Raw genomic sequence first — 23,762 nt, forward strand, 5'->3', positions numbered from 1 at the left:
GACGCGTGACTGACACCGATAGCCGGCTCGAGGAGCAGCGCCTGGAGTTGCTGCGGCGCAAGCTGGCCGAGAAAGGCCTGCTGTCCGAACCGGGCACGGCCACTGACGGCGGACGCCCTGCCATGTCCGACGGCCAGCGCCGGATGTGGTTCGTGCAGTCGGTCGACCCTACAGGTGCACTGCTCAACGTCTGCGTGTCCTACCGTATCACCGGCGCGGTGGACGTGGCTCGGTTACATCGCGCGGTAGATGCCGTCGCGATGCGGCACCCGCTGCTGCGCACCACCTACCACACCGCAGACGACGGCGAGGCGTACCCGATCACCCACGAGGATCTGCGGCCCGGCTGGGCGCTGCACGACCTGTCCGGGCTCGGCGATCAGGCCCGGCGGTTGCGACTGGAAGTGTTGGCGCAGCGGGAGTTTCGCCGCCCGTTCGACTTGACGGCAGAAGCGCCGCTGCGCATCACCCTGGTGCGTCTCGGGCCCGACGAGCTGATGCTGCTGCTGACTGCGCACCACATTGCCTGGGACGACGGATCGTGGGTCCCGTTCTTCACCGACTTGACACGAGCCTACGTTGACCCGGAGGCACTGGACGGCACGGTGTCGGTGCCGCGTGAGCGCGCCGGCAACCTGGACGAGGACCTCGCCTACTGGCGGGCGCTGATGTCGGATCTGCCGGAGCCGCTTGAACTTCCGGGACCTCACGGTTCGGCGGTGCCTACTACCTGGCGCTCCCAGCTGGCAGCGACACGATTGTCACGGGCGACAGTTGACCGGGTGAGTGCGCTGGCCCGTGCGAGCGGCGCTACGCCGTATATGGTGCTGCTCGCCGGGTTCACCGCACTGGTGCACCGCTACACCCACGCCACCGACTTTTTGATCGCCGCCCCGGTGCTGAACCGTGGGGCGGGGACCGAAGGCGTGATCGGCTATTTCGGCAACACCGTGGTGTTGCGGGCGCAGCCGCAGTCTCGGCAGACCTTCCGCGAATTGCTGGATCAAACCCGCGAAACGGCGGCGGGTGCGTTCGCCCACCAGCGGGTGAACCTCGACTGGCTGGTACGCGAATCCAACCCCGATCGCCGCCACGGCGCCGAGCGGATGACCCGGGTGGGGTTTGGCATGCGGGAAGCCGACGGCGGAGCTTTCTGCCTGCCCGGCGTGCGATGCGAGCGCGCTGATCTGCGCGGCCAATTCAGTCAGTTGCCGTTGAACTTCATGGTCGAAATGGACGATGATGGCGCGCTCGTCGAAGCCGAGTATCTGGTGGAGGTGCTCGATGGCGGGCTGGTGCACCAGCTGCTGAACCACTACACGGTCCTGCTCGAGAGTGCACTGGCCCACCCCGACGCCGCATTATTTCAGCTCGCACTCTTGGGTGAAGCCGACGCCGGCTGGCTGCGCCGCGTCTCGGGTGGCGAGAATTTCAGCACGGCCCCAACCACGTTGCCCGCGTTAGTCAGCCAGCGCGCCTCGATGAAACCCGATGCCGTAGCGGTGGTGTACGAGGGACGCCAATACAGCTACAACGAAATCAACCAGCAAGCAAACCGGGTGGCGCACTGGCTAATCGAACAGGGCATCGGCACCGAGGACCGAGTCGCGGTGCTGCTGGACAAATCTCCCGAGCTGGTCATCACGGCGCTGGGCGTCCTCAAGGCCGGGGCGGTGTACCTGCCTGTCGATCCCACCTATCCCGACGACCGGCTCTCGTTCATCCTCGGCGACGCGGACGCCAAAATTGTGCTGCGCGAACCAGTCCCGGGCCTGTCGCAATACTCGCCGGAAAACCCCACCCGCCTGGTTCGGCCCTTGCATCCCGACAACACCGCCTACCTGATCTACACCTCGGGTTCGACCGGCTTGCCCAAGGGCGTACCGGTGCCGCACGCACCGATCGCCGAGTACTTCGTGTGGTTCGGCGACGAATATCAGGTCGACGAAACCGACCGGCTGCTGCAAGTCGCTTCACCTAGCTTCGACGTGTCCATCGGGGAAATTTTCGGCACCTTGATTTGCGGTGCGCGCCTGGTGATCCCCCGTCCGGACGGGCTGCGCGACGTTGGTTACCTCACGGATCTGCTGCACCGCGAGGGGATCACCTCGATGCACTTCGTGCCGTCGCTGCTTGGTCTGTTCCTGTCGCTGCCCGGCGTCTATCAATGGCGTACGCTGCGCCGCGTACCAATCGGCGGGGAAGCGCTGCCCGGCGAGATTGCGGACAAATTCCACGCCACCTTCGATGCATCGCTGTACAACTTCTACGGGCCCACCGAAACCGTGGTCAATGCCACCAGCTATCCGGTGGAGGGCGCGCAAGGCACCCGGATTGTGCCGATCGGCCGGCCCAAGATCAACACCCAGGTGCACCTGCTAGACAATGCGCTGCAGCCGGTGCCCGTCGGGGTGATCGGCGAAATCTACATCGGCGGAACGCATGTGGCGCACGGTTACCATCGACGGCCAGCGCTGACCGCGGAACGCTTCGTGGCTGACCCGTTCAATCCCGGTGCCCGGTTGTATCGCTCCGGGGACTTGGCCCGCCGCAACGCAGACGGGGATATCGAGTTCGTCGGGCGCGCCGATGAGCAGGTCAAGATCCGCGGCTTCCGCATCGAGCTCGGTGAGGTCGCTGCCGCGATCACGGTCGACCCCAGCGTCGGGCAGGCCGTCGTGGTCGCCGCGGATCTGCCGCAGCTGGGCAAGAGCCTGGTCGGCTACGTCACCCCTGCCGACGGTGCCGGCACGGACAGCGTCGACGTCGAGCGCATCCGCGCCTGGGTGGCCGCCGCGCTGCCGGATTACATGACGCCGGCCGCCTATGTTGTGCTTGACGAAATCCCGATCACGACACACGGCAAGATCGATCGGGATTCCCTGCCGCAGCCACAGATCACGGCCACCGTCGACTACCGCGAGCCGACCACGCCGACTGAATCCCGGATCGCCGGCATGTTTTCCCGACTGCTCGGGCGCGAGCAGGTGGGAGTTGACGATTCGTTTTTCGACCTGGGCGGGCATTCATTGGTGGCCACCAAGCTGGTCGCCGCGATTCGTTCGGAATGCGGTGTGGAACTGGGTATCCGGGACGTCTTCGAGCTGGCGACGGTGGGCCAGCTGGCCGAACGCATCGACCAGTTGAAGTCCGGCGCGGTGACGCTCAGGCGGCCGAAGCTGGTTCGGACATCCCACGATGGACCGGCGCCGCTGTCGGCTTCTCAGTTGCGTACCTGGTTCGCCTATCGCATCGACGGACCCAGCGCGGCCAGCAACATTCCGTTCGTCGCCCGGCTGACCGGGCCCTGCGACGTGGACGCACTGGTCGCAGCGGTCAGCGACGTGGTGTGCCGCCACGAGATTCTGCGCACCACCTACACCGAGATCGACGGTGTCCCTTACCAAGTAGTCAACCCCACCCGTAAGTTTCCGGTGCGCCGGGCGGTCGGCAGTGGGGAGGAGTGGCTGCAGGCGGAGCTGGAAGCCGAGCGCAAGCATTGCTTCGACCTCGAACGGGAGTGGCCGTTGCGCGCCGCCGTACTGCGCACCGGTGAAACCCACGTACTGTCGCTGGTGGTGCACCACATCGCCATCGATCACTGGTCGGGCGGTGTGCTGTTCGCCGACCTGCTGACCGCCTACCGGGCCCGCCGCACCGGTCAAGCTCCGTCGTGGGCGCCGTTGCCCCTGCAGTACGCCGACTACGCGGTCTGGCAAGGCGCGCTGCTATCCGAGCCGACCGGCGCGCAGGCAAGTATCGCCGCGATCCAACGCGACTACTGGAAGCGCCAATTGGATGGGCTTCCCGAGGACACTGGGCTGCGGCCGGACTTGCCGCGACCGCCGGTCCCCGGTGATGCCGGTGACTCCGTCGGATTCACCGTCGACTCGCGAACCCGCGCCAAGCTCGTATCGCTGAGCCGCGAGCTCGGGATCACCGAGTTCATGCTGCTGCAGTCGGCTGTAGCGGTGGTGCTGCACAAAGCCGGTGGCGGCGTGGACATTCCGCTTGGTACGCCGGTGGCGGGGCGAACCGAAGCCGAACTGGATCAGCTGGTCGGCTTTCTCGTCAACATCCTGGTACTGCGCAATAACCTGGGTGGCAACCCGACGCTGCGCGAAGTGCTGCGCCGGGCCCGCGAGACGGCGTTGGCCGCATATGCACACCAGGATTTGCCGTTCGACCGGGTGGTCGACACGGTCAGCCCGGTGCGCTCGCTATCCCGTAACCCGTTGTTCCAGGTCGTTATTCACGTCCGCGATCAGCTCCCTGCTGCGCGCGTGGTCGACTCCGGTCCCGGCGGGAAGACGCTTTTCACGGCGCTGGAGCCTCCGTTCGACATGGCTCACGCCGACTTGAGCGTGAATTTCTTCACCAGCGGTTCCGGGCAGCACGGTTACACCGGTTTCATCCTCTACCGAACGGAGCTGTATCGGCGGGCCACCATCGAGCGGTTTGCCGGCTGGCTTACGCAAGTGGTCAACGCGTTTGCCGATAACGTCGATTCGACGTTGCGCGACGTACAGCTGATCGACGCCGCAGACCAGCGGCACATTCTGACCCAATGGAGCCGCGGCGCTGAACCGCCCGCCGATCGTCCGCTGACCATCCCCGAACTGCTCGAGCCCAGCCGGGAATTCGGTGCCGACCGCATCGCCTTGCGCTGCCGGGACGAACAGCTCGATTTCCCTGCGCTGCACCGCCGTTCAGACAACTTCGCGCAGCTGCTCGCCGATCACGGCGTGGGGCCGGGATCGTTGGTCGGCCTCTCGACGCGCCGCGGCATCGACATGGTGGTCGCGCTGGTGGGCATCATGAAGGCCGGGGCGGGCTTTTTCCCACTCGATCCCGCTTACCCCCGCGCGCGCAAGCAGTTCATGCTCGACGACGTCGAGCCGCGGGTCGTGGTGGTCACCGCCGAAGCTCTCGACACCATGCCGGACGTGCCCCAAGTGACGCTGATTTCGCTCGACGACCCGGCCGTCCAGCACGCGATGGCCGCCGATGGCCGGCCGCGCCGGCTACCGCTGCCAGATCCCGAGGACCCGATGTATCTGGTGTTCACGTCGGGATCGACCGGCAAGCCCAAGGGTGTGCTGGGCACTCACCGAGCGATGACGACCCGACTGAACTGGCAGCTATGGCATTACCCGGTGTCGGGCAACGACATTCGGCTGGCACAGGCGTCCATGACGTTCCTCGAAGGGTGCATGGAGACGTTGGCCGGAGTGGCCGCCGGGGCCACCACGATCCTGGCCGACGATGCCGAGCACCGCGACCCCGAAGCGCTCGCGGCTCTGATACGACGCCACGCGATAGCACAGGTGACCGCGGTGCCCAGCCTGGTTTCCACGCTGGTGGACGAATGGCCCGACGCACTGCGCTCGCTGACCCGGCTGGTGTGCGGCGGCGAGCCGATGACGGTGTCGCTGCAGGAGCGGTTACTGGCTAAATGCGGTGGGCCGCACGGGCCGGAGCTGCTGAACAACTTCGGCGCCACCGAGACTTCCGGCGCCTTGGTCCGCGGGCCGCTGACCCCGCCGGTGCCGATTCTGGGTAGACCGCTCCCGGATTCCCAGGTTTATCTGCTCGACGAAGGCCTCAAGGCGGTGCCCGTCGGCGTGGTCGGCGAACTGTACTACGCGGGCGGACAGCTGGTCCGCGGCTACTGGAGGCGACCCGCCCTGACCGCTTCTCGGTTCGTGGCCAACCCGTACGCCACCGAGCCGGGTGCCCGGTTCTACCGCAGCGGCGACCGGGCCCGCTGGACCCAAGACGGGCGATTGGAATTCGTGGGCCGCACCGACCACCAGGTGAAGGTGCGCGGATTTCGTGTCGAACTCGGTGAGGTCGAGGCCGCGCTCAAAGCGGCGGACGGGGTGGCCGCCGCGGCGGCGCGCACCTGGGAGGTGGACGGCAGCACGACGTTGGCCGGGTACGTGGTGCCCCACCAGCCGCCCGCCGACGAAATTGAGAAGTCGACGTTCGCCGCCACGGTGCGCGCGCATATGGCCTCGACCCTGCCCGGATACATGGTGCCGTCGTCGATCACCGTGCTCGACGCGATGCCCAAGACCGAATCGGGCAAATTGAACCGGCCCGGGCTTCCCAAGCCGGCGGTGAGCACGACAGGCCGAAGCGAACCTCCGCGCACCGAAACGGAATCCGCGATCGCCCGGGTGTTTGCCGAGGTGCTGTCGGTGTCCGAGATCGGGCGCTTCGACGACTTTTTCGCACTGGGCGGAGACAGCATCTTGTCAGTGCAGGTCGCGGCGCGGGCGCGCGGCGCCGGTCTGCCGGTCAGCCCCCGGATGGTATTCGAGAACCCGACGGTGCAGCAGCTGGCCGCGGTCGTAGAGATCGGGGCAGAGACGCCGGAAACGGCGGCACCCGAGACGGGCGATACCCGGTTCGAACCGATGAGCACCTCCGGGCTTTCGGCCAAGGATCTCGCGGCGGCGACCTCGTCCTGGGCCAGGGAGCGCAAGTCGTGACGGCGGTTCACGCCCAAACCGGCGCGGCGGAAATCGAGGACGTGCTGGCGCTGAGCCCACTGCAGCAAGGTTTCTTTTCACTGGCCAGGCTCGCCGGCGACGGCGTGGATCTCTACACCATGCAGTTCGTCGCCGACATCGAAGGCCCGCTCGACGTGGGGCGGCTGCGCCGTAGCGCCGAGGCGATGCTGGTGCGCCATCCGAACTTGCGGGCCTCATTCTGGGACCGCGATCTGCCGCATCCGGTACAGATCGTCCCGGCCGAGGCGACGCTGCCGTGGCGCGAACTGGACGCTGAGTCAACCGAATTCGATGCTATCGCGGAAAAAGAGCGACTGACCAACTTCGACCTCGCCGAAGGCCCGCTGATGCGGTTTCTGTTGCTTCGCTCGCTCGGGCAGGCCCAGCGGTTCCGGTTGATCCTTACCGTGCACCACATCCTGATGGATGCGTGGTCGTTGTCGGTGTTTTTCCGCGAGCTGATCGCGGCCTACCAGTGCGGGGGTGACACCAGCGGGCTGCCGACTCCGCGGCCCTACCGTGACTACATCGGATGGCTTGGAAGACAGGATATTTCGGATACCACCCAGCGCTGGATCGACTACGTCGCGCCACTGCGAAGTCCGACCATCCTGGCTGAGGCCGGCTATTCGCGGCTGGGCACGGTGATCCCGCAACGCACTGCGCTGTCACTGGATCGGGCGGCTACGACGCGATTGACCGGTTGGGCCCGCGAGCACGGCCTGACCCTGAACACCGTGCTGCAGTTCGCGTGGTCGGTGGTGTTGGGCCGGCTCACCGACCGGCGCGATGTCGCGTTCGGCACCGTCGTCTCCGGCCGTCCGCAAGAGCTGGCCGGTGTCGAGACGATGGTCGGGCTGTTCATCAACACCGTGCCGGTGGTCGTGGAACTCCGGCCAGGGGCATCGGTTCTCGAGCACTGCCGGGTGTTGCAGCAGCACAGCGCCGCCATGCGCGATCTCGGCTTCCTCGGACTGTCCCAGTTGCAGCGCGCGGCCGGCCGGGGAGCACTATTTGACACGCTGCTGGTGTTCGAAAACGTCGCCATCGGGCCGACCGCGGAGACCGTGGTCAGTGGGGACGGTGTCCGGTTCCGGCCGGTGGGCGCCGAAAGCCTGGCGCACTATCCGCTGACCATCGTCAGCTGCCCGCCCGACGACCGGTTGATGCTGATGCTCGAGGCGGTGCCGGAAGCGCTACCGCATCTGTCGGTGGCCGATATCGGCGAACGGATTCTCGGCGTCCTGCGCCAGCTGCCGGAGTCGGGAGGTCGCGCCGCGGATCGTCTCGACGCGCTGTTGCCTGCTGAACGGCGCCGGCTCGCCGTGGTCGAGCCGGTCGTCGCGGACGCCGAATCGTCGACCGTCGCAGCGGCTTTCCTGCGTCAGGCCGACGCCACACCCGACGCGGTGGCGCTGTCGTTCGCGGAGGGCGCGCTGACCTACGCGGCCTTGCGTGATGCGAGTGCGCGGCTGGCCCACGTGTTGGCCGAGCGCGGAGTCGGCCCGGAAGACCTTGTCGCACTGGCGCTTCCACGCTCGCCGGCTTCGGTGATCGCGATCTTGGCGGTGCTGCAGGCCGGGGCGGGATATGTGCCGGTGGACCTCGACCTGCCCGAGCAGCGCATCGCGTCGATTCTGCGGCAGTCGGCGCCGCGGCTCACCGTGACCGTCACGCAGACCGCTGCAAGTGTCGGCGGGTATCCAGACCACGGCGAATTGCTGGTACTCGACGATCCCGCCGTGGCTCACCACATCGCCGGCCACGATGCCGACCCGCTGCCCGAGCGGGCCGACCCCGACAACGCCGCCTACGTCATCTTCACCTCCGGTTCGACCGGTGAGCCCAAAGGCGTCATCGGCACCCATCGCGCCCTGCTGTCCTATTTCGCCGACCACCGCGAACGCGTATACCGCCGGGCCACAGAGACTTTGGGTCGCCCGCTGCGGATCGCCCACGCCTGGTCGCTGAGCTTCGACGCGTCATGGCAGCCGCTGGTCGGGCTGCTCGACGGCCACGCCGTGCACCTTTTCGGAGCCGCCGATATGCGCGACGCCGCCCGGCTCGTCGACGGCATCGACCGCTGGCGCATCGACATGATCGACACCTCTCCGTCGATGTTCGGCCAGCTGGCCGCGGCCGGGCTGCTAGAGCTGCGAGCCGCCGAATGTCCCGGCCGGCCGCGGCTGGCCGTGCTCGCGCTCGGTGGGGAGGCCATCGCCGCCGACGACTGGGCGCGGCTGCGCGCACTGTCCGGAACCGCGGTGCACAACTGCTACGGCCCCACCGAGACCACCGTCGAATCGGTGGTGGCCGAGGTCGCCGATTCGCCGGTGCCCAACATCGGTACGGCGGTTCGCGGTGCAAGGGCCTACGTGCTCGACTCGGCGTTGCGGCCGGTGCCCGACGGCGCCGCGGGGGAACTGTATCTGGCCGGAAACCAGCTCACCCGTGGCTACTTGGGGCGCCCGGGCGCTACGGCGGCAGCGTTCGTCGCAGACCCCTTTGGCGCCGGTGAGCGGATGTATCGCACCGGCGATCTGGTGCGGCGGTTGGCGTCGGGCCAGTTGGCCTACCTCGGCCGCGGCGACGACCAGGTGAAGGTGCGCGGCTACCGCATCGAAGTCGCCGAAGTGGTGTCCGCGCTCTCGGCAAGCCCGGGTGTGGCCGGCGCCGCGGTGATTCCGGTGCGCGGCGCCACCGGCACCCGGCTGCTGGGTTTTGTCACCGCCGATGGTGATGCCGTGGATGTCGCGGCGGTGCGGGCCCATATCGCGCGGCGGCTGCCCGCCTATATGGTGCCGGCGCGGATCATCGCCGTGGACGCAATGCCGTTGACCCCGCACGGCAAGCTCGACACCGAGGCGTTGCTGGCCGCTGCCGGCGACCCGCCCGAACCGGGTGCCGGCGCGGGCCGCGCCCCGGCCACCGATACCGAGCGAACGCTGGCGGCCGCGCTGGCCGAGCTGTTCGACGGCGCCACACCCGGCGTGCAGCAGGACCTGTTCGAGTTCGGCATGGACAGCATCGTGGCGATATCGCTGGCCAACAAGACCCGCCACCTCGGGGTAACGCCGCGGATGGTGTTGGCCAATCCGACGATCGAACTGCTCGCGACGGCCGTGGACGCGGGCCACGTGACACCCCGCGCCGCGGCGGCCGACGACCCAAACCGATTCGGCGAGGTTGTCGCGCTGCCGATCGTGTCATGGATGTACGAGTACGGAAGCTTCCGTCGCTTCGTCCAGACCCCGCTCATCGCGTTGCCACCGAATATCACTGCGGCACAACTAGAATCGCTGCTTCAGGCGATGCTTGACCGCCACGACATGCTGCGTGCCCAGCTCGAAGTCAGCCACGACGGCTATCGGTTGACCACTCGGCCACCGGGCGTTGTGCGCGCCGCCGACATCCTCACCCGGGTCACCGGAGCGGTGGAGGCCACCCTGAACGTGCACGCACACAAGGTGATCAACCGTATCGATCCGTTCGCCGGGGCGATGGTTCGCGCGCTGTGGTGCGACGACCCGGCTGGCGGATGTCTGCTCTTGGTCATGCACCACCTGGTGACCGACGCGGTGTCGTGGTTTGTGCTCATGGCTGGGCTGGCGGCGGGCTGGAAGCAGTTGTGTAGTGGCGAAAAGCTGTTTTTGCCAGGCGAATACACCACCTATCGAGAATTCTCGCGGCTGCTGGCGGAGCGCAGCCGCCGCCCTGAAGTCGCGGCGCAGCGCGGCTTCTGGCTGGCGCAGCTGCGCGGCCCGGACCCCGCGCTGGGTTCCCGGCGGCCCGACCCACGCCGTGACACCTGGGCCTCGCTGCGCCTGACCACGGCGCGCAGCGAGGTCGCCGACACCCGGCTGATGCTGGACAAGGTCGCATCGGCGGGCGCGGGCATCGGTGTGCGGGAGTTTCTGCTGACCGCGCTGACGATGACGCTGACGTCATGGCGAGTAGGTCGCGGCGACCCGGTGGGCAACGGATTGGTGGTGGCGCTGGAAGGGCACGGACGCGAAGACGAGCTCGTCGATCCTGGTGGAGCGGTGGATACGTCGAACACCGCCGGCTGGTTCACTACTGTCTTTCCCGTCAGGCTCCGTCACCCCGGGCAACCCGTTGACATCGACACCGCACGCCGCGACCCGGCCGCCGCCCGTGACCTGCTTCGCGCGGTGGCCGATCAGGTCGCCGCGGTGCCCAACAACGGGCTGGACTACGGACTGCTGCGCTACCAGCGTCGCGACCCGGCACTGGTCGCCGCGCCGCACCCGCAGGTGCAACTCAACTATGTCGGCCGACTCGACCTCAGCCCCCAGCACCAGGGTGTCGCACCGTGGACACTGGTCACCGACCCGGCGCGTCACGCGTGGCTGACCCGAGCACCCGAACCAGAACTGCCGCTGCGCTACACCTTCGACGTGGTGCCAGTGGTACATCCCACCGCGGCGGGCCCGCAGCTGATGACCAGCTGGCGTTGGAGCGAACAGCTGAGCACCGAAGACGACGCCACCCAGTTGGCCGCGTTGTGGTGCGACGCGGTAGCCACCCTGGCGGGTGCGCTGTGAGCCGAACCGAGGAGGCACCATGACCACACTCGCGGTGCTCGGCGCCGGCGCCAAGGCGGTGGCCGTCGCCGCCAAAGCATCGGTGCTGCGCGACATGGGTGTCGGCACACCGGATGTGGTCGCCGTCGAACGCATCGAGGTCGCCGCCAACTGGCAGGCCAGCGGGGGGTGGACCGACGGCGCCCAACGGCTGGGCACCAGCCCGGAAAAAGATGTCGGCTTTCCCTACCGATCCTCGCTGGTGCCGCGCCGCAACGCCGAACTCGACGAGCGGATGACCCGCTACAGCTGGCAGTCCTACCTGATCACCACCGGTCAGTTCGCCGACTGGATCGACCGCGGCCGACCCGCACCCACGCACCGGCGGTGGGCCCGGTACTTGCGCTGGGTGGCCGAGCAAGTCGGTATGACAGTGGTGGAGGGCGAGGTCGAGCGGCTCTCCGTCGACGGGGACAGCTGGGCGCTGCACACGCACGAAACCACTGTACGGGCAGATGCTTTGATGATCACCGGACCAGGTCAAGCTGAAAAGTCTTTGCTGCCCGGTAATCCGCGAGTGCTCTCGATCGCCCAATTCTGGCACCGCGCAGCCGGACCGGACCGGATCTGCGCCGACCGGGTGGCGGTGATCGGTGGCGGCGAGACCGCAGCGTCGATCCTCAATGAGCTTTTCGGACACCGGGTTTCGACGATCACCGTGATCTCGCCGCAGGTGACACTGTTTACCCGGGGCGAAGGCTTTTTCGAGAACTCGCTGTTTTCCGACCCGACCGACTGGGGCTTGTTGACGCTGGAGGAGCGTCGCGACGCGGTGGCCCGCACCGACCGCGGTGTGTTCTCAGCGAGTGTGCAGGAGTCGCTGCTGGCCGACGATCGGATCAGGCACCTGCGTGGCCGGGTGGCTCACGCGGTGGGCCGGGAAGGGCAAATACGGTTGACCCTGAGCACCGATCGGGGCACCGAAAACCTGGAAACCGTACACGGTTTCGATCTGGTAATCGATGGGTCGGGCGCCGATCCGCTGTGGTTCTTGACGCTGTTCAGTCAGGACGCTCTTGATCTGCTGGAACTTGGGCTGGGTGGACCGCTGACGGGCGAGAGCCTGCAGGAAGCGATCGGGTACGATCTTGCTCTCACCGGAGTCACGCCAAAGCTGTTCCTGCCCAACCTTGCTGGTCTTACCCAGGGCCCCGGCTTTCCCAACCTTAGCTGCCTGGGGCTGCTATCCGACCGCGTGCTCGGTGCCACCATCGCCCTCCGCCGTCACAGGGCCGTCACCGCCGACCCCACCAGAAACCATGAGCACCAATCGATTCGATGACGACCACACCATGGGACGCGCCAGAGGTTAGGCAGACCGTCCGGCGGATGCAAAGCCGGGGAGACGCCAACCGCCTTGGCTGACGGCAGGCTAGGCCGCTGACGCAGCCTGCAGCAGCGTCATCGCCGAACTGCGGGACAGCACCCAGTTGCCCTGATTGACGAACATGATGTTCTCGGTGACCGGGGCCGCGAGTTTCGGACCGGAGACGGCCACATCGGCGGTGGCGGAGCCGGGGCCGGCGGGCTGGATATTCGAGATGCTGAACGACAACGGCAGCTGACCGCGTTTGGCCGCTTTTTGCAGCGCGTGATCGGCTGCGTGCGCCTCGACCGGGCTGATGCCGCCTTCGACCAAGCTGCTCTTACTCGCGAACGAAACATTAGGGTTGGCAAGGCTATTGAGAAGGCTCGACAACTGGTCAGCGCTTGGCAGGTTGGCGGTTTGGTCCTGTGGCATCGGTGTGCCGAAGACGACAGGCTGCACCGCTGGGTTCACCGGCGACGTGGTGGCTGCCAGGAAGGTCAGGCCGGCGGCTGCGGTGCCGATGGCGGCCATCGCTGTAACGCCGGTGACGAACTGCTTGACGGGCATGGTTGTCCTTGTCTGTGCTGGGGTCCCGTTGCCGGGCTGTTGTAGTTGTTAACGCTGATACCTGTGTCGTCTTGCGGGCCGTTTGTGTTACATGTGCAGCACGGGTCGGCGGCCGGTAACGCCATATCCGGGACACGCGCCGCATAGGATCAGCCGGCGCCGAGCACCAGACCGGCACAATGACACCGACGTGGACAACCAACGAGAAGGGACAGCCATGACCGTGAAACCGCTCGCCACCGGTGTGGCGACCATAGCTGCGATCACCGCCGCCGCCGCGGGCCTGACTTCCGTCGCCGACTCTGTCTCGTCCCAGCCGCAGCCCGTGGCCGTCAGCGCACCATTGCCGCTGGACCCGCCGCCGGCACCGAACCTGCCCAGCGCCGAACAGCTGACTGATCTCTGCAACCAAGTGACCAACCCGGGCGTGTCATACACGACCAAGATGAACCTCGTCGAAGGCGGCATCAGCCCGAGTGAAGGCCATGACGCCGACCACAAACTGAGAGAGGCGTACCGGCACGGGTACTTCCCGGAGAACTTCAACGTGGCGAACATTCAGCAGGCCGGTCCAAATGTCACCGCCGACGTGACCACGACCGGTCCGAAACTGGCGGCACCGGTTACGCAGAACTACACGTTCGTCAACCAGGGCGGCAACTGGATGATGTCGCACGACTCCGCAGTGGCGCTGCTGCAGACGGCCACAGCCGGAGTCGACTAACGGCCCACCGCGCCCAGGTCGAGCCTGGCCAGGCGGGCCGGGTCGGCGAGCACGTCGATCGCGGCAATCAGCCCCTCGCGCACGACGAAACCCATGACCGCGGTGGCCCGTCCCGCCACGAAGACCACCGCGCCGGCGGCGCCGTTGACGGTGGCCGGACGCACTTCCCGTTCGGGTAGCGCGTAACTTTGCGCCAGTCCAGCCACGGCGGAGGCCCCCCGCACCGAGCGGACCGCACCGGGACCGAAGTCGCCGCGCAACGCGACGTCGGGATACAGCACCGACACCAGGCGGTCGAAGTCGCCGGCGCGTCCGGCGGCGAAGAACGCGTCGACCACTTCACGCTGAGCCACCAGGTCCGCGTCCGGAGTCGGGCCCGCATCGTTGATGCGACGCCGTGCCCGGCTGGCGAGCTTGCGGGTGGCCTGCGGTGTCCGGTCCACGATCGGCGCGATCTGGTCGAACGGGATCGCGAAGACGTCGTGGAGCACGAACGCCAGCCGCTCAACCGGAGCCAGGGTGTTCAGCACCGCGAACAACGCCAGCCCCACCGCGTCGGCCAGCATCGCCTGATGTTCGGGATCGAATTCCCCGACCGCGTCCACGATCGGGTCGGGAACCTGGGCGACCAGCTCTTCGGCGCGACGGACCCGCCGAGCGCGCAGCGTATTCAGGCAGATCCGGGCCACGACCGTGGTCAGCCACGCGCCAAGATTCGCGATCTCGTCGGTACCCACCTGGTCACGGGTCAGCCGCAGCCAGGCTTCCTGCACCGCGTCCTCGGCGTCGTGAACCGAACCCAGCATCCGGTAGGCAAGAGCGCTCAATTGCGGGCGCGCCGCGTCGAATTGCGCCGCCAGCGACGCGTCTGCGGTCACTGCTCGCCGGTGTCCGGCAACGCGCAGACCATGCCCTCGGAGAAGCCCGACGAACCGATGCCCAGCGCCAGGTTGAACCGGGCCCGCAAATTCTCCAGGGCGATGACGTAGGTCAGTTCGACAAGTGCGGCGGTAGTGAAAAAGCTGCGCAGGGCGTCGACGAGCTCGTCACTGACTTCCACGGGTGTGCGGCTCATCGCCGCGGCGTAGTCGAGCACCAGCCGGTCCTGTTGCGAGAAACACGCGGCGGTCCGGTATGTCGGCAGCGCTAGCAGTTCCTCGTCGCTTAGGCCCCACCGGCGCGCGATCTGCGAACCGAGGTCGATGCAGTACTCGCAACGCACGGTGGTCGCGGCCTTCAGCTCGGCCAGTGCTCGATGCCGCCGGTCGAGCAGATCGAGCTTGGCCGACGCCTGCTCGAGTCTGCCGTAGGCGTTCAACAACCGCGGGACGTGGGCATACATGCGCAGCGGCTCGAGCATCGTCGCGGTTTGGCGGCCCGCCAGTTTGGTCAGGTGGCGCTTGGTGAAGAACAAGGCGATCTTCGTGGCTAGCCCGGCGTCACGGTCGGAAACTCCGGCAAGTCGCGGCATGGCATCCCTCCTTAATGGTGGTCTTACCTACCCCGACACCCGAGGGCGCCACACTGTGACCGCGTTATGCCCGCTGGCTCAGCGGCAGGTCCATATCGAGCAGGCGCGCGTGCAGCACGGTGCGATTGCGCAGCGCCGCACGCACGGCCCGGTGCAGACCGTCCTCGAGATAGACGATTCCCTTCCATTTCACCGCGTGCGGAAAAAGGTCACCGTAGAAGGTCGAGTCCTCCGACAACAACCGGTCCAACGCGAGCACCGTTGTGGTGGTGACTAATTCGTCGAGCCGGATTTGCCGTGGCGGTATCCGCGACCAGTCCCGGTAGGACAGGCCGTGATCCGGATACGGCTTGCCCTCCCGCACACCTTTGAAGATCATCTCGCGGCGACGCCCCGGCTCGACGTGGGCATGGTTGACAAGGTTAGCGCGGCAAGAATGCGGGCCGAAATGGCGAAGACCGTGAGGCGCTGGTCGTGGCCCTAAAATGGAGCCGTTCAGGGAAAGGTGATCGCGATGGGAAGTGCCGAGGAGCGTCGCTTTGAGGTGCTGCGCGCCATCGTCGCCGACTTCGTTGCCACCAAGGAGCCGATCGGCTCGAAGGCCCTGGTGGAGCGGCACAACCTTGGCGTGTCCAGCGCCACCGTCCGCAACGACATGGCCGTGCTCGAGGCCGAGGGCTACATCACCCAGCCGCACACCAGCTCAGGCCGGGTGCCGACGGAAAAGGGCTACCGCGAATTCGTCGACCGGCTCGAGGACGTCAAACCGCTGTCCGCGGCCGAGCGGCGGGCGATCCAGAAATTCCTGGAGTCCGGTGTCGACCTCGACGACGTGCTGCGCCGCGCGGTGCGGCTGCTCGCCCAGCTCACCCGCCAGGTGGCCATCGTGCAGTATCCGACGCTGTCGACGTCGACCGTGCGGCACCTGGAAGTGATCGCGCTGACCCCGGCGCGGCTGCTGATGGTCGTGATCACCGACACCGGCCGGGTCGACCAGCGCATCGTCGAACTCGGTGACGTCATCGACGAGCACCAATTGGCGCAGCTTCGCGACATGCTGGGCCAGGCGCTGGAGGGTAAGAAGCTGGCGGCGGCCTCGGCGGCGGTGGCCGAATTGGCCGAACACCTCGACGGCGCCGGCGGGCTGGGCGACGCGGTCGGGCGGGCCGCGACCGTGTTGGTGGAATCGCTGGTGGAGCACAACGAGGAACGGTTGCTGATGGGCGGCACCGCCAACCTGACCCGCAACACCGCCGACTTCGGCGGGTCCTTGCGGTCCATCCTGGAAGCCCTCGAGGAACAGGTGGTAGTGCTGCGGCTGCTCGCGGCCCAGCAGGAAGCCGGCAAGGTAACCGTGCGCATCGGTCACGAGACCGAGGCCGAGGAGATGGCCGCCACATCGGTGGTGTCGACCGCTTACGGCACCCATGACACGATCTACGGGGGCATGGGCGTGCTCGGTCCGACCCGAATGGACTATCCGGGAACTATCGCTACCGTTGCAGCAGTTGCTATGTACATCGGCGAAGTGCTGGGTGCCCGATGATCGCGCACCTGCTGCAGAATTTGTGGACAGCCGCGTAACGCGGCCCAAGAGCGGCTTGGGAAAGGTTAGGCGTGGCACGCGATTACTACGGTCTGCTCGGCGTGAGCAGGAACGCGAGCGATGCGGAGATCAAACGCGCGTATCGCAAGCTGGCGCGCGAACTGCACCCTGACGTCAACCCCGACGAGGAAGCCCAGGCGAAGTTCAAGGAAATCAGCGTCGCCTACGAGGTGCTGTCCGACCCGGAAAAGCGCCGCATCGTTGACATGGGTGGAGACCCGATGGAAAGCGCCGGGATGTCGGCCAACGGGTTCCCCGGCTTCGGTGGGTTGGGCGACGTGTTCGAAGCGTTCTTCGGCAGCGGTTTCGGCAGCGGCTTCGGCGGGGGTTCGGCGTCGCGAGGCCCGGCTGGACGGGTTCGGCCGGGCTCGGACTCGCTGCTGCGTATGCGCCTGGATCTCGAAGAGTGCGCAGCGGGTGTCACCAAGCAGGTCACCGTCGACACCGCGGTGCTGTGCGACCGCTGCCACGGGCGCGGCACCAACGGCAACTCCGGCCCGGTGCGCTGCGACACGTGCGGTGGGCAGGGAGAAGTCCAAACCGTTCAGCGTTCGCTGCTCGGCCAGGTGATGACGTCGCGGCCGTGTCCGACCTGCCGCGGTGTCGGGGAGGTCATCCTCGACCCGTGCTACCAGTGCGGCGGCGACGGCCGCGTGCGGGCGCGTCGAGAAATCAGCGTCAAGATACCCGCCGGTGTCGGCAACGGGATGCGGGTGCGCCTGGCCGCGCAGGGCGAGGTCGGACCGGGTGGTGGCCCGGCTGGCGACCTGTACGTCGAGGTGCACGAGCAACCGCACGACATCTTCCTCCGCGACGGCGACGACCTGCACTGCACGATCTCGGTCCCGATGGTCGATGCGGCGTTGGGCACCACGGTCACGATCGACGACATTCTCGACGGCCCCACCCAAGTCACCATTCCAGCGGGCACGCAGCCGGGCGCAACGATCAAACTGGCGGGCCACGGGATGCCGCACCTGCGGTCGGGCGTGCGGGGCGATCTGCATGTGCATGTCGAGGTGGTGGTGCCCACGCGGCTGGACAACCGCGAGACGCAGCTGCTTCGGGAGTTCAAGAGCCGCCGCAGCCACGACGTCGCCGAAGTGCGGTCGGCTCACGGCAGCACGGGCAGCGGACTGTTCAGCCGGCTGCGTGAAACGTTTACGGGCCGCTGACCTTCGGTGAGCCGCGCCTGTGGTGGCCACCCTGTTCTATGTCGACGCGCTGCCCGGCACCGGCGCGCTGGCCGAGGTGTGCGGTGACGAAGGATTTCATGCCGCCACGGTGCGACGGATCCGTTCCGGCGAACGGCTGGTGCTGGGGGACGGCGCTGGCGGCCTGGCCGACTGCGTGGTGGAGGAGACCAGCCGCAACCGGCTGCGAGCCCGGGTCCTGAGCCGCTGGACCGTGGCACCCGGACAGCCGCCGGTGACAGTGGTGCAGGCGCTGCCCAAGTCCGAGCGTTCAGAACTGGCGGTCGAGCTGGCCACCGAGGCCGGTGCCGACGCATTCCTGGCGTGGCAGGCTGCGCGCTGCGTGGCCCGCTGGGACGGCGCCCGGGCCGACAAGGGCCTGCGGCGCTGGCGCGCCGTCGCCCGCAGCGCTGCCCGGCAATCGCGGCGGGCATATATCCCGCCTGTCGACGGTGTGGTCTGCACCGCGGCGCTGACCCAGCGGATCCGCGCCGAAGTGGCCGCGGGGACGACCGTGCTGGCGTTGCATGAGTCGACCGCCGCTCAGCTCACCGATGTGCCACTGGCACAAGCTAGTTCGTTGATGCTCGTGGTGGGCCCCGAGGGTGGCATCGCCGACGACGAGATCGCCGCGTTGACTGACGCGGGCGCGGTCGCGGTTCGGCTGGGCCCGACGGTGCTGCGGACGTCGAGTGCAGCCGCCGTCGCACTCGGTGCCTTGGGCGTGCTGACGCCGCGGTGGGACCAGCCTGCGAATGGGTTGCGGTGAGGCTTGCTGCGCACCGAGATCGAAAGCAGCGCAGTATTTTTGTCTTTCTTGCCCGGACAAGCCGCGTGGATGGGACTCTCGAACCCAACGTGAACGGAGTGCCCGATGAGCGAGAACACCTATGATTTGAGCGCGATTTTCGACGAGCACGTTGCCCGAGAGTTCGTGACCAAGGACGTCGCCGCAACCATGGCGACGTGTCTGCGGACGCTTTTGTTAACCACGTGCCCACCATGATGGGTGGGGTCGGCATTGACGAGCTGACGAGCTTCTACGACAAGTATTTCATCGGCAACTGGCCCGCTGACGCCACGATCATCCCGGTGTGCCGTACCGTCCGCGCGGATCGCGTCGTCGACGAGATGATCATGTCCTTCACTCGTGACATCGCGGTGCCGGCGTTTCTTCCGAACGTGGCACCGACCGGGCGCACGGTGCTGTTGCCGGTGGTCGTTGTGATGGGCATTGACAAGGGCAAAGTCGCTTATGAGCGGATCTGCTGGGACCGGGCGTCGCTGTTGGTCCAGGTTGGTCTGCTCGACGAGACACAGTTGCCGGTTACCGGTGCTGTCCAGGCCCACAAGGTGCTCGACAAGGACTTGCCCGCCAACACGCTGCTGCGGTGCTGACCGCGGCTGACCGCTGAGCATTGGGGCGTGACGGTGCTCGGCGGTAGACTGGCAAACCGACACATCCGCAACGAAAACCCAGAAAGCAGGCATAAGACACCACGTGACGCCCCGCGAAACCAACGCTGCTGATCCCGCCTCCGCTCAGGTTCGCAGCAGCATCGACGTTCCGCCCGACCTCGTCGTGGGCCTGCTGGGTTCGGCCGACGAGAATCTGCGCGCACTGGAAGGCACACTGGCCGCCGATCTGCATGCGCGCGGCAATGCCATCACCCTCTCCGGCGAGCCCGCCGATGTGGCGCTCGCCGAACGAGTGATCGCCGAACTGGTCACGATCGTGGCCAGCGGCCAGCCGTTGACCCCGGAAGCGGTGCGCCACAGTGTGGCGATGCTGGTCGGCTCCGGCAGCGAGTCGCCGGCCGAAGTGCTCACCCTCGACATCTTGTCGCGGCGCGGCAAGACAATTCGACCCAAGACGCTCAACCAGAAACGCTACGTCGACGCGATCGACGCCAACACCATCGTGTTCGGGATCGGACCGGCCGGCACCGGCAAGACGTACCTGGCGATGGCCAAAGCGGTCAACGCGTTGCAGAGCAAACAAGTCACCCGGATCATCTTGACCCGGCCGGCCGTGGAAGCCGGTGAGCGCCTTGGCTTTCTGCCGGGCACCCTTAGCGAAAAGATAGACCCCTACCTACGGCCGCTCTACGACGCCCTTTACGACATGATGGATCCCGAGCTGATCCCAAAGCTGATGAGCGCCGGGGTAATTGAGGTCGCACCGCTGGCATACATGCGGGGCCGAGCACAACCGCTGTTCACCAAGGTGTTGACACCCAACGGTTTCCGCCCGATCGGCGACCTTCACGAGGGGGATTTCGTCGTCGGCTCAGACGGGCGCCCGACGGAGGTGCTGGGCGTCTATCCGCAGGGCTTCAAAGAGATTTACCGCATCCACGCCCAGGACGGTTCGTCGACACTGGCCTCCGGCGACCACCTGTGGTCGGTGTACACGCGCGAAGACCGGTCGCGTGGCAAGCCGCCACGGGTGCTGCAGACCAAGGAGATGATCGGCAACCTCCGCGCGGCGGACGAGCACCGCTACGAGCTGCCGCTGCTAAGCGCTCCGGTGCGCTTCACCGCCCGGCCCGTGCCGCTCGACCCGTACGCGCTGGGTCTGCTATTGGGCGATGGTGACAGCCGTCCAGGTGATCGACATGGGCTCGCGGGCGTCCGGTCGAGCACGGAGTTCGTCCCCGAGGACTACCTGTTCAATGCCCCCGATGTGCGGCTGGCCGTTCTGCAAGGCCTGCTCGATAGCGAGGGCGGGCGGGTCAGCCGGCAGGGACGCGCCTGCCGCGTCCAGTACACGACGGCCTGCGATCGGCTGCGTGACGACGTGGTGTTCCTGGTCCGCTCGCTCGGCGGCGTCGTCTGCCAGCACGCCGGGACTGCGCAGGGGCGAGAGCCCGGCCTCACCCGCGGCGCACACCATCGATCCGACGCGCACATCCTCGATATTCGTCTTCCGGAGGGCATTGCCCCGTTCCGGCTGGCCCGCAAGGCCGCGAAGTACGACGCCGCGGGTGGCCGACCGATGCGCTTCGTCGACCGTATTGAGCCCGCAGGAACCGAGGAAGCTGTGTGCATCCAGGTGGCGGCTGCCGATTCGCTGTATGTCACCGAGGATTTCCTGCTCACACACAACACTCTCAACGACGCGTTCATCATTCTCGACGAGGCACAGAACACCACGGCCGAGCAGATGAAGATGTTCCTGACCCGTCTCGGGTTCGGCTCGAAAGTCGTTGTTACCGGCGATATTACGCAGATCGACCTGCCGGGCGGCGCAAAATCGGGGCTGCGGGCGGCAGTCGATATCCTCGAGGGTATCGACGACATCGACATCGCCGAGCTCACCAGCGCCGACGTGGTCCGGCACCGTCTGGTTTCCGAAATCGTGGATGCCTACGCGAAACACGAGGAGCCTGGCCTGACCATGAACCGGGCTGCGCGGCGGGCGTCGGGTGCGCGTCATCGCCGGTGAGCGGTGAAGCCATGAGCATCGAGGTATCCAACGAGTCTGGCATCGACGTCTCGGAAGCCGAGCTGGTCAGCGTCGCGCGGTTCGTACTCGACAGGATGAACGTCAACCCGGCGGCCGAGTTGTCGATGGTGCTGCTGGACACCGCGGCGATGGCCGACCTGCACATGCGTTGGATGGACCTGCCCGGTCCGACCGATGTGATGAGCTTCCCGATGGACGAGCTCGAGCCCGGCGGACGCCCCGACGCCCCGGAGCCGGGACCGGGCATGCTGGGCGATATCGTGCTGTGTCCGGAGTTTGCGGCCGAGCAGGCCGCTGCTGCCGGGCATTCACTGGGTCACGAGTTGGCGTTGCTGACCATCCACGGCGTGCTGCACCTGCTGGGCTACGACCACGCCGAGCCGGACGAGGAAAAAGAGATGTTCGCCCTGCAGCAGCAGCTGCTGGAAGAATGGGTTGCCGATCAGGTCGAGGCCTACCATCAGGATCGGCAGAGTGAACGGGACCGCCGGCTGCTGGACAAGTCGCGGTATTTCGACCAACCGTGAGCGGGTTTGCTCCGCTGCTCGGCGCGATCGTGTTGATCGGTCTGGGCGGGCTGTTTGCCGCCATCGACGCCGCGATCAGCACCGTGTCGGTGGCGCGGGTGGAAGAACTGGTGCGCGACGAACGGCCCGGCGCGGTGCGGCTGGCCAGGGTGATGGCCAATCGGCCCAGCTACATCAATCTGGTAGTGCTGCTGCGGATCGTCTGCGAGATCACCGCGACCGCCCTGCTGGTCGTCTTCCTCCGGCACAATCTGAGCCTGGACTGGGGCCTGTTCGCCGCCGCGGCGATCATGGTGGTGACCAGCTTCATCGTCATCGGGGTCGGGCCGCGCACCCTGGGCCGCCAGCACGCGTACTCGATCTCGCTGGTCGCGGCCTTTCCGCTGCAAGTGATTTCGTGGCTGCTGATGCCGATCAGCCGCCTGCTGGTTGTGCTGGGTAATGCCCTGACCCCGGGCCGCGGGTTCCGCAACGGGCCGTTCGCCTCCGAGATCGAGTTGCGTGAGGTCGTCGACCTGGCTCAGCAGCGTGGTGTCGTCGCCGCCGACGAGCGCAGGATGATCCAGTCCGTCTTCGAACTCAGCGACACGCCGGCCCGCGAAGTGATGGTGCCCCGCACCGAGATGATCTGGATCGAAAGCGACAAGTCGGTTCGCCAGGCGATAACGCTGGCGGTGCGCAGCGGGCACTCGCGGATCCCGGTGATCGGCGAGAACGTCGACGACATCCTCGGTGTGGTGTATCTGAAAGACCTTGTCAAACAGACCGATTACTCGGCCAACGGTGGCCGCGGCACCCCCGTCACGCGGGTGATGCGCCCGGCAGTGTTCGTGCCGGATTCCAAGCCGCTGGATGGGCTGCTGCGGGAAATGCAGCGCGACCGCAACCACATGGCGCTGCTGGTCGACGAATACGGCGCGATCGCTGGGCTGGTGACCATCGAAGACGTGCTGGAGGAGATCGTCGGCGAGATCGCCGACGAGTACGACGAGGCTGAGACGGCGCCGGTAGAAGACTTGGGCAACAATCGGTTTCGAGTATCGGCGCGACTGCCGATCGAGGATCTCGGTGAGCTCTACGGCGTGGAGTTCGAGGAGGATCTCGACGTCGACACGGTCGGCGGCCTGCTTGCGCTGGAGCTGGGCCGGGTTCCGCTGCCTGGCTCGGAGGTGGTGTCGCACGGGCTGCGGCTGCACGCCGAAGGCGGCCCTGACCATCGTGGGCGGCTGCGGATCGGTACGGTCTTGCTCAGCCGCGCCGGCGACGATGCAGAGCGAAGCGATGAGGAGGAGCGGCGCAGTTGAGTTGAGCGGCGACGATGCAGAGCGAAGCGATGAGGAGGAGCGGCGCAGTTGAGTTGAGCCGGCGACGATGCAGAGCGAAGCGATGAGGAGGAGCGGCGCGCATGATTCCCGCAGACACCGACGGCCACCACGCTGGGGAGGCCAATGGCGACGGGTGAGCAGCTCGACGCCGAGGATGCGAAGCTGGTGATGCTGGCGCGGGCGGCGATGGCCCGAGCCGACGCCACCAGCGGCGCCGCGGTGCGTGATCTCGACGGCCGCAGCTACGCCGGTGCGCCAGTCGCCTTGTCGACGCTGCAACTGAGTGCTTTGCAGTCGGCGGTGGCCGCGGCGGTGTCCAGCGGCGCCACCGGGCTCGAGGCCGCGGTGCTGGTGGGGGTCCGCCGACGATGCCGGCGTCGCCGCGGTGCGCGAGCTGTCGCCGACGGCAGCGGTGATCGTCACCGACCGCGACGGTGTGGTGCTATGAC

At 67.1% G+C, this 23,762-nt stretch carries 14 protein-coding genes and 3 pseudogenes; 13 read left to right on the forward strand and 4 right to left on the reverse strand.

What is annotated here, in order from left to right:
- Window positions 1–5: 5 nt before the first annotated feature.
- The 3 genes from MYXE_RS09100 to mbtG are packed head-to-tail and all read left to right on the forward strand — an operon-like array spanning window position 6 to window position 12,404.
- Entirely contained in the window at window positions 6–6,497 is a 6,492-nt protein-coding gene (locus tag MYXE_RS09100) for a non-ribosomal peptide synthetase (protein ID WP_085193484.1), read from the forward strand.
- On the forward strand, window positions 6,494–11,083 hold the full coding sequence (locus MYXE_RS09105; protein ID WP_232061766.1) for a non-ribosomal peptide synthetase: 4,590 nt from the start codon (window positions 6,494–6,496) through the stop codon (window positions 11,081–11,083). Before MYXE_RS09100 ends, MYXE_RS09105 begins: the two co-directional genes overlap by 4 nt.
- A 19-nt stretch (window positions 11,084–11,102) precedes the next feature.
- Window positions 11,103–12,404, forward strand: a complete 1,302-nt coding sequence (gene mbtG / locus MYXE_RS09110) for an NADPH-dependent L-lysine N(6)-monooxygenase MbtG (protein ID WP_085193480.1) — start codon at window positions 11,103–11,105, stop codon at window positions 12,402–12,404.
- 90 nt (window positions 12,405–12,494) lie between these two features.
- Here the strand turns inward: mbtG and MYXE_RS09115 are convergent, their stop codons facing one another.
- Window positions 12,495–12,998 carry an MTB12 family secreted protein gene (locus tag MYXE_RS09115; protein ID WP_085193477.1) on the reverse strand — a complete coding sequence of 168 codons (504 nt, stop codon included), beginning with the start codon at window positions 12,996–12,998 and terminating at the stop codon, window positions 12,495–12,497.
- A 217-nt stretch (window positions 12,999–13,215) separates the two neighbouring features.
- Here MYXE_RS09115 and MYXE_RS09120 point away from each other — a divergent pair, with 217 nt between their 5' ends.
- Window positions 13,216–13,722 carry an MTB12 family secreted protein gene (locus MYXE_RS09120; RefSeq protein ID WP_085193475.1) on the forward strand — a complete coding sequence of 169 codons (507 nt, stop codon included), beginning with the start codon at window positions 13,216–13,218 and terminating at the stop codon, window positions 13,720–13,722.
- Here the strand turns inward: MYXE_RS09120 and MYXE_RS09125 are convergent.
- From MYXE_RS09125 to MYXE_RS09135, 3 genes are all read right to left on the reverse strand, one after another.
- Complete coding sequence (locus MYXE_RS09125) at window positions 13,719–14,600, reverse strand: sigma-70 family RNA polymerase sigma factor (RefSeq protein WP_085193473.1); 882 nt, start codon at window positions 14,598–14,600, stop codon at window positions 13,719–13,721. The genes MYXE_RS09120 and MYXE_RS09125 overlap by 4 nt on opposite strands.
- Window positions 14,597–15,193, reverse strand: a complete 597-nt coding sequence (locus MYXE_RS09130) for a carboxymuconolactone decarboxylase family protein (protein ID WP_085193471.1) — start codon at window positions 15,191–15,193, stop codon at window positions 14,597–14,599. Before MYXE_RS09130 ends, MYXE_RS09125 begins: the two co-directional genes overlap by 4 nt.
- A 64-nt stretch (window positions 15,194–15,257) precedes the next feature.
- Window positions 15,258–15,572 (reverse strand): type II toxin-antitoxin system VapB family antitoxin, encoded by a 315-nt coding sequence (locus tag MYXE_RS09135; RefSeq protein ID WP_003921122.1) that lies wholly within the window; start codon window positions 15,570–15,572, stop codon window positions 15,258–15,260.
- Between the two features lie 135 nt (window positions 15,573–15,707).
- On the opposite strand from MYXE_RS09135, the gene hrcA reads away from it, so the two are divergent.
- From hrcA to MYXE_RS09175, 9 genes and pseudogenes are all read left to right on the forward strand, one after another.
- Window positions 15,708–16,739, forward strand: a complete 1,032-nt coding sequence (gene hrcA, locus MYXE_RS09140; RefSeq protein WP_085193584.1) for a heat-inducible transcriptional repressor HrcA — start codon at window positions 15,708–15,710, stop codon at window positions 16,737–16,739.
- Window positions 16,740–16,810: 71 nt separating this feature from the next.
- Entirely contained in the window at window positions 16,811–17,974 is a 1,164-nt protein-coding gene (dnaJ, locus tag MYXE_RS09145; protein WP_003921125.1) for a molecular chaperone DnaJ, read from the forward strand.
- Window positions 17,975–17,993: 19 nt separating this feature from the next.
- Complete coding sequence (locus tag MYXE_RS09150; protein ID WP_085193469.1) at window positions 17,994–18,761, forward strand: 16S rRNA (uracil(1498)-N(3))-methyltransferase; 768 nt, start codon at window positions 17,994–17,996, stop codon at window positions 18,759–18,761.
- A 197-nt stretch (window positions 18,762–18,958) separates the two neighbouring features.
- The gene (locus MYXE_RS09155) at window positions 18,959–19,390 is read left to right on the forward strand and encodes a nuclear transport factor 2 family protein (protein WP_197904887.1); all 432 of its coding nucleotides are present in this window, start codon (window positions 18,959–18,961) and stop codon (window positions 19,388–19,390) included.
- A 103-nt stretch (window positions 19,391–19,493) separates the two neighbouring features.
- Window positions 19,494–20,198, forward strand: a pseudogene (locus tag MYXE_RS24355) (PhoH family protein); the annotation flags it as partial.
- Between the two features lie 903 nt (window positions 20,199–21,101).
- Window positions 21,102–21,440 (forward strand): annotated as a pseudogene (locus MYXE_RS24360) (PhoH family protein); the annotation flags it as partial.
- Between the two features lie 11 nt (window positions 21,441–21,451).
- Window positions 21,452–21,988 carry an rRNA maturation RNase YbeY gene (ybeY, locus tag MYXE_RS09165; protein ID WP_003921130.1) on the forward strand — a complete coding sequence of 179 codons (537 nt, stop codon included), beginning with the start codon at window positions 21,452–21,454 and terminating at the stop codon, window positions 21,986–21,988.
- A complete protein-coding gene (locus MYXE_RS09170; RefSeq protein ID WP_003921132.1) occupies window positions 21,985–23,292 on the forward strand; it encodes a hemolysin family protein in 1,308 nt (435 codons plus the stop codon). The genes ybeY and MYXE_RS09170 overlap by 4 nt, the downstream gene beginning before the upstream one ends.
- 144 nt (window positions 23,293–23,436) lie before the next feature.
- Window positions 23,437–23,761: pseudogene (locus MYXE_RS09175) on the forward strand (cytidine deaminase).
- Window position 23,762: the final 1 nt, after the last annotated feature.

The sequence above is a fragment of the Mycobacterium xenopi genome, assembly GCF_009936235.1.
Classification (GTDB): domain Bacteria; phylum Actinomycetota; class Actinomycetes; order Mycobacteriales; family Mycobacteriaceae; genus Mycobacterium; species Mycobacterium xenopi.

Coding starts and splice junctions, on each gene's coding strand:
- mbtG (WP_085193480.1), top strand. CDS start 11,103: ATGACCACACTCGCGGTGCTCGGCGCCGGCGCCAAGGCGGTGGCCGTC.
- MYXE_RS09115 (WP_085193477.1), bottom strand. CDS start 12,998: ATGCCCGTCAAGCAGTTCGTCACCGGCGTTACAGCGATGGCCGCCATC.
- MYXE_RS09120 (WP_085193475.1), top strand. CDS start 13,216: ATGACCGTGAAACCGCTCGCCACCGGTGTGGCGACCATAGCTGCGATC.
- MYXE_RS09130 (WP_085193471.1), bottom strand. CDS start 15,193: ATGCCGCGACTTGCCGGAGTTTCCGACCGTGACGCCGGGCTAGCCACG.
- MYXE_RS09135 (WP_003921122.1), bottom strand. CDS start 15,572: ATGATCTTCAAAGGTGTGCGGGAGGGCAAGCCGTATCCGGATCACGGC.
- hrcA (WP_085193584.1), top strand. CDS start 15,708: ATGGGAAGTGCCGAGGAGCGTCGCTTTGAGGTGCTGCGCGCCATCGTC.
- ybeY (WP_003921130.1), top strand. CDS start 21,452: ATGAGCATCGAGGTATCCAACGAGTCTGGCATCGACGTCTCGGAAGCC.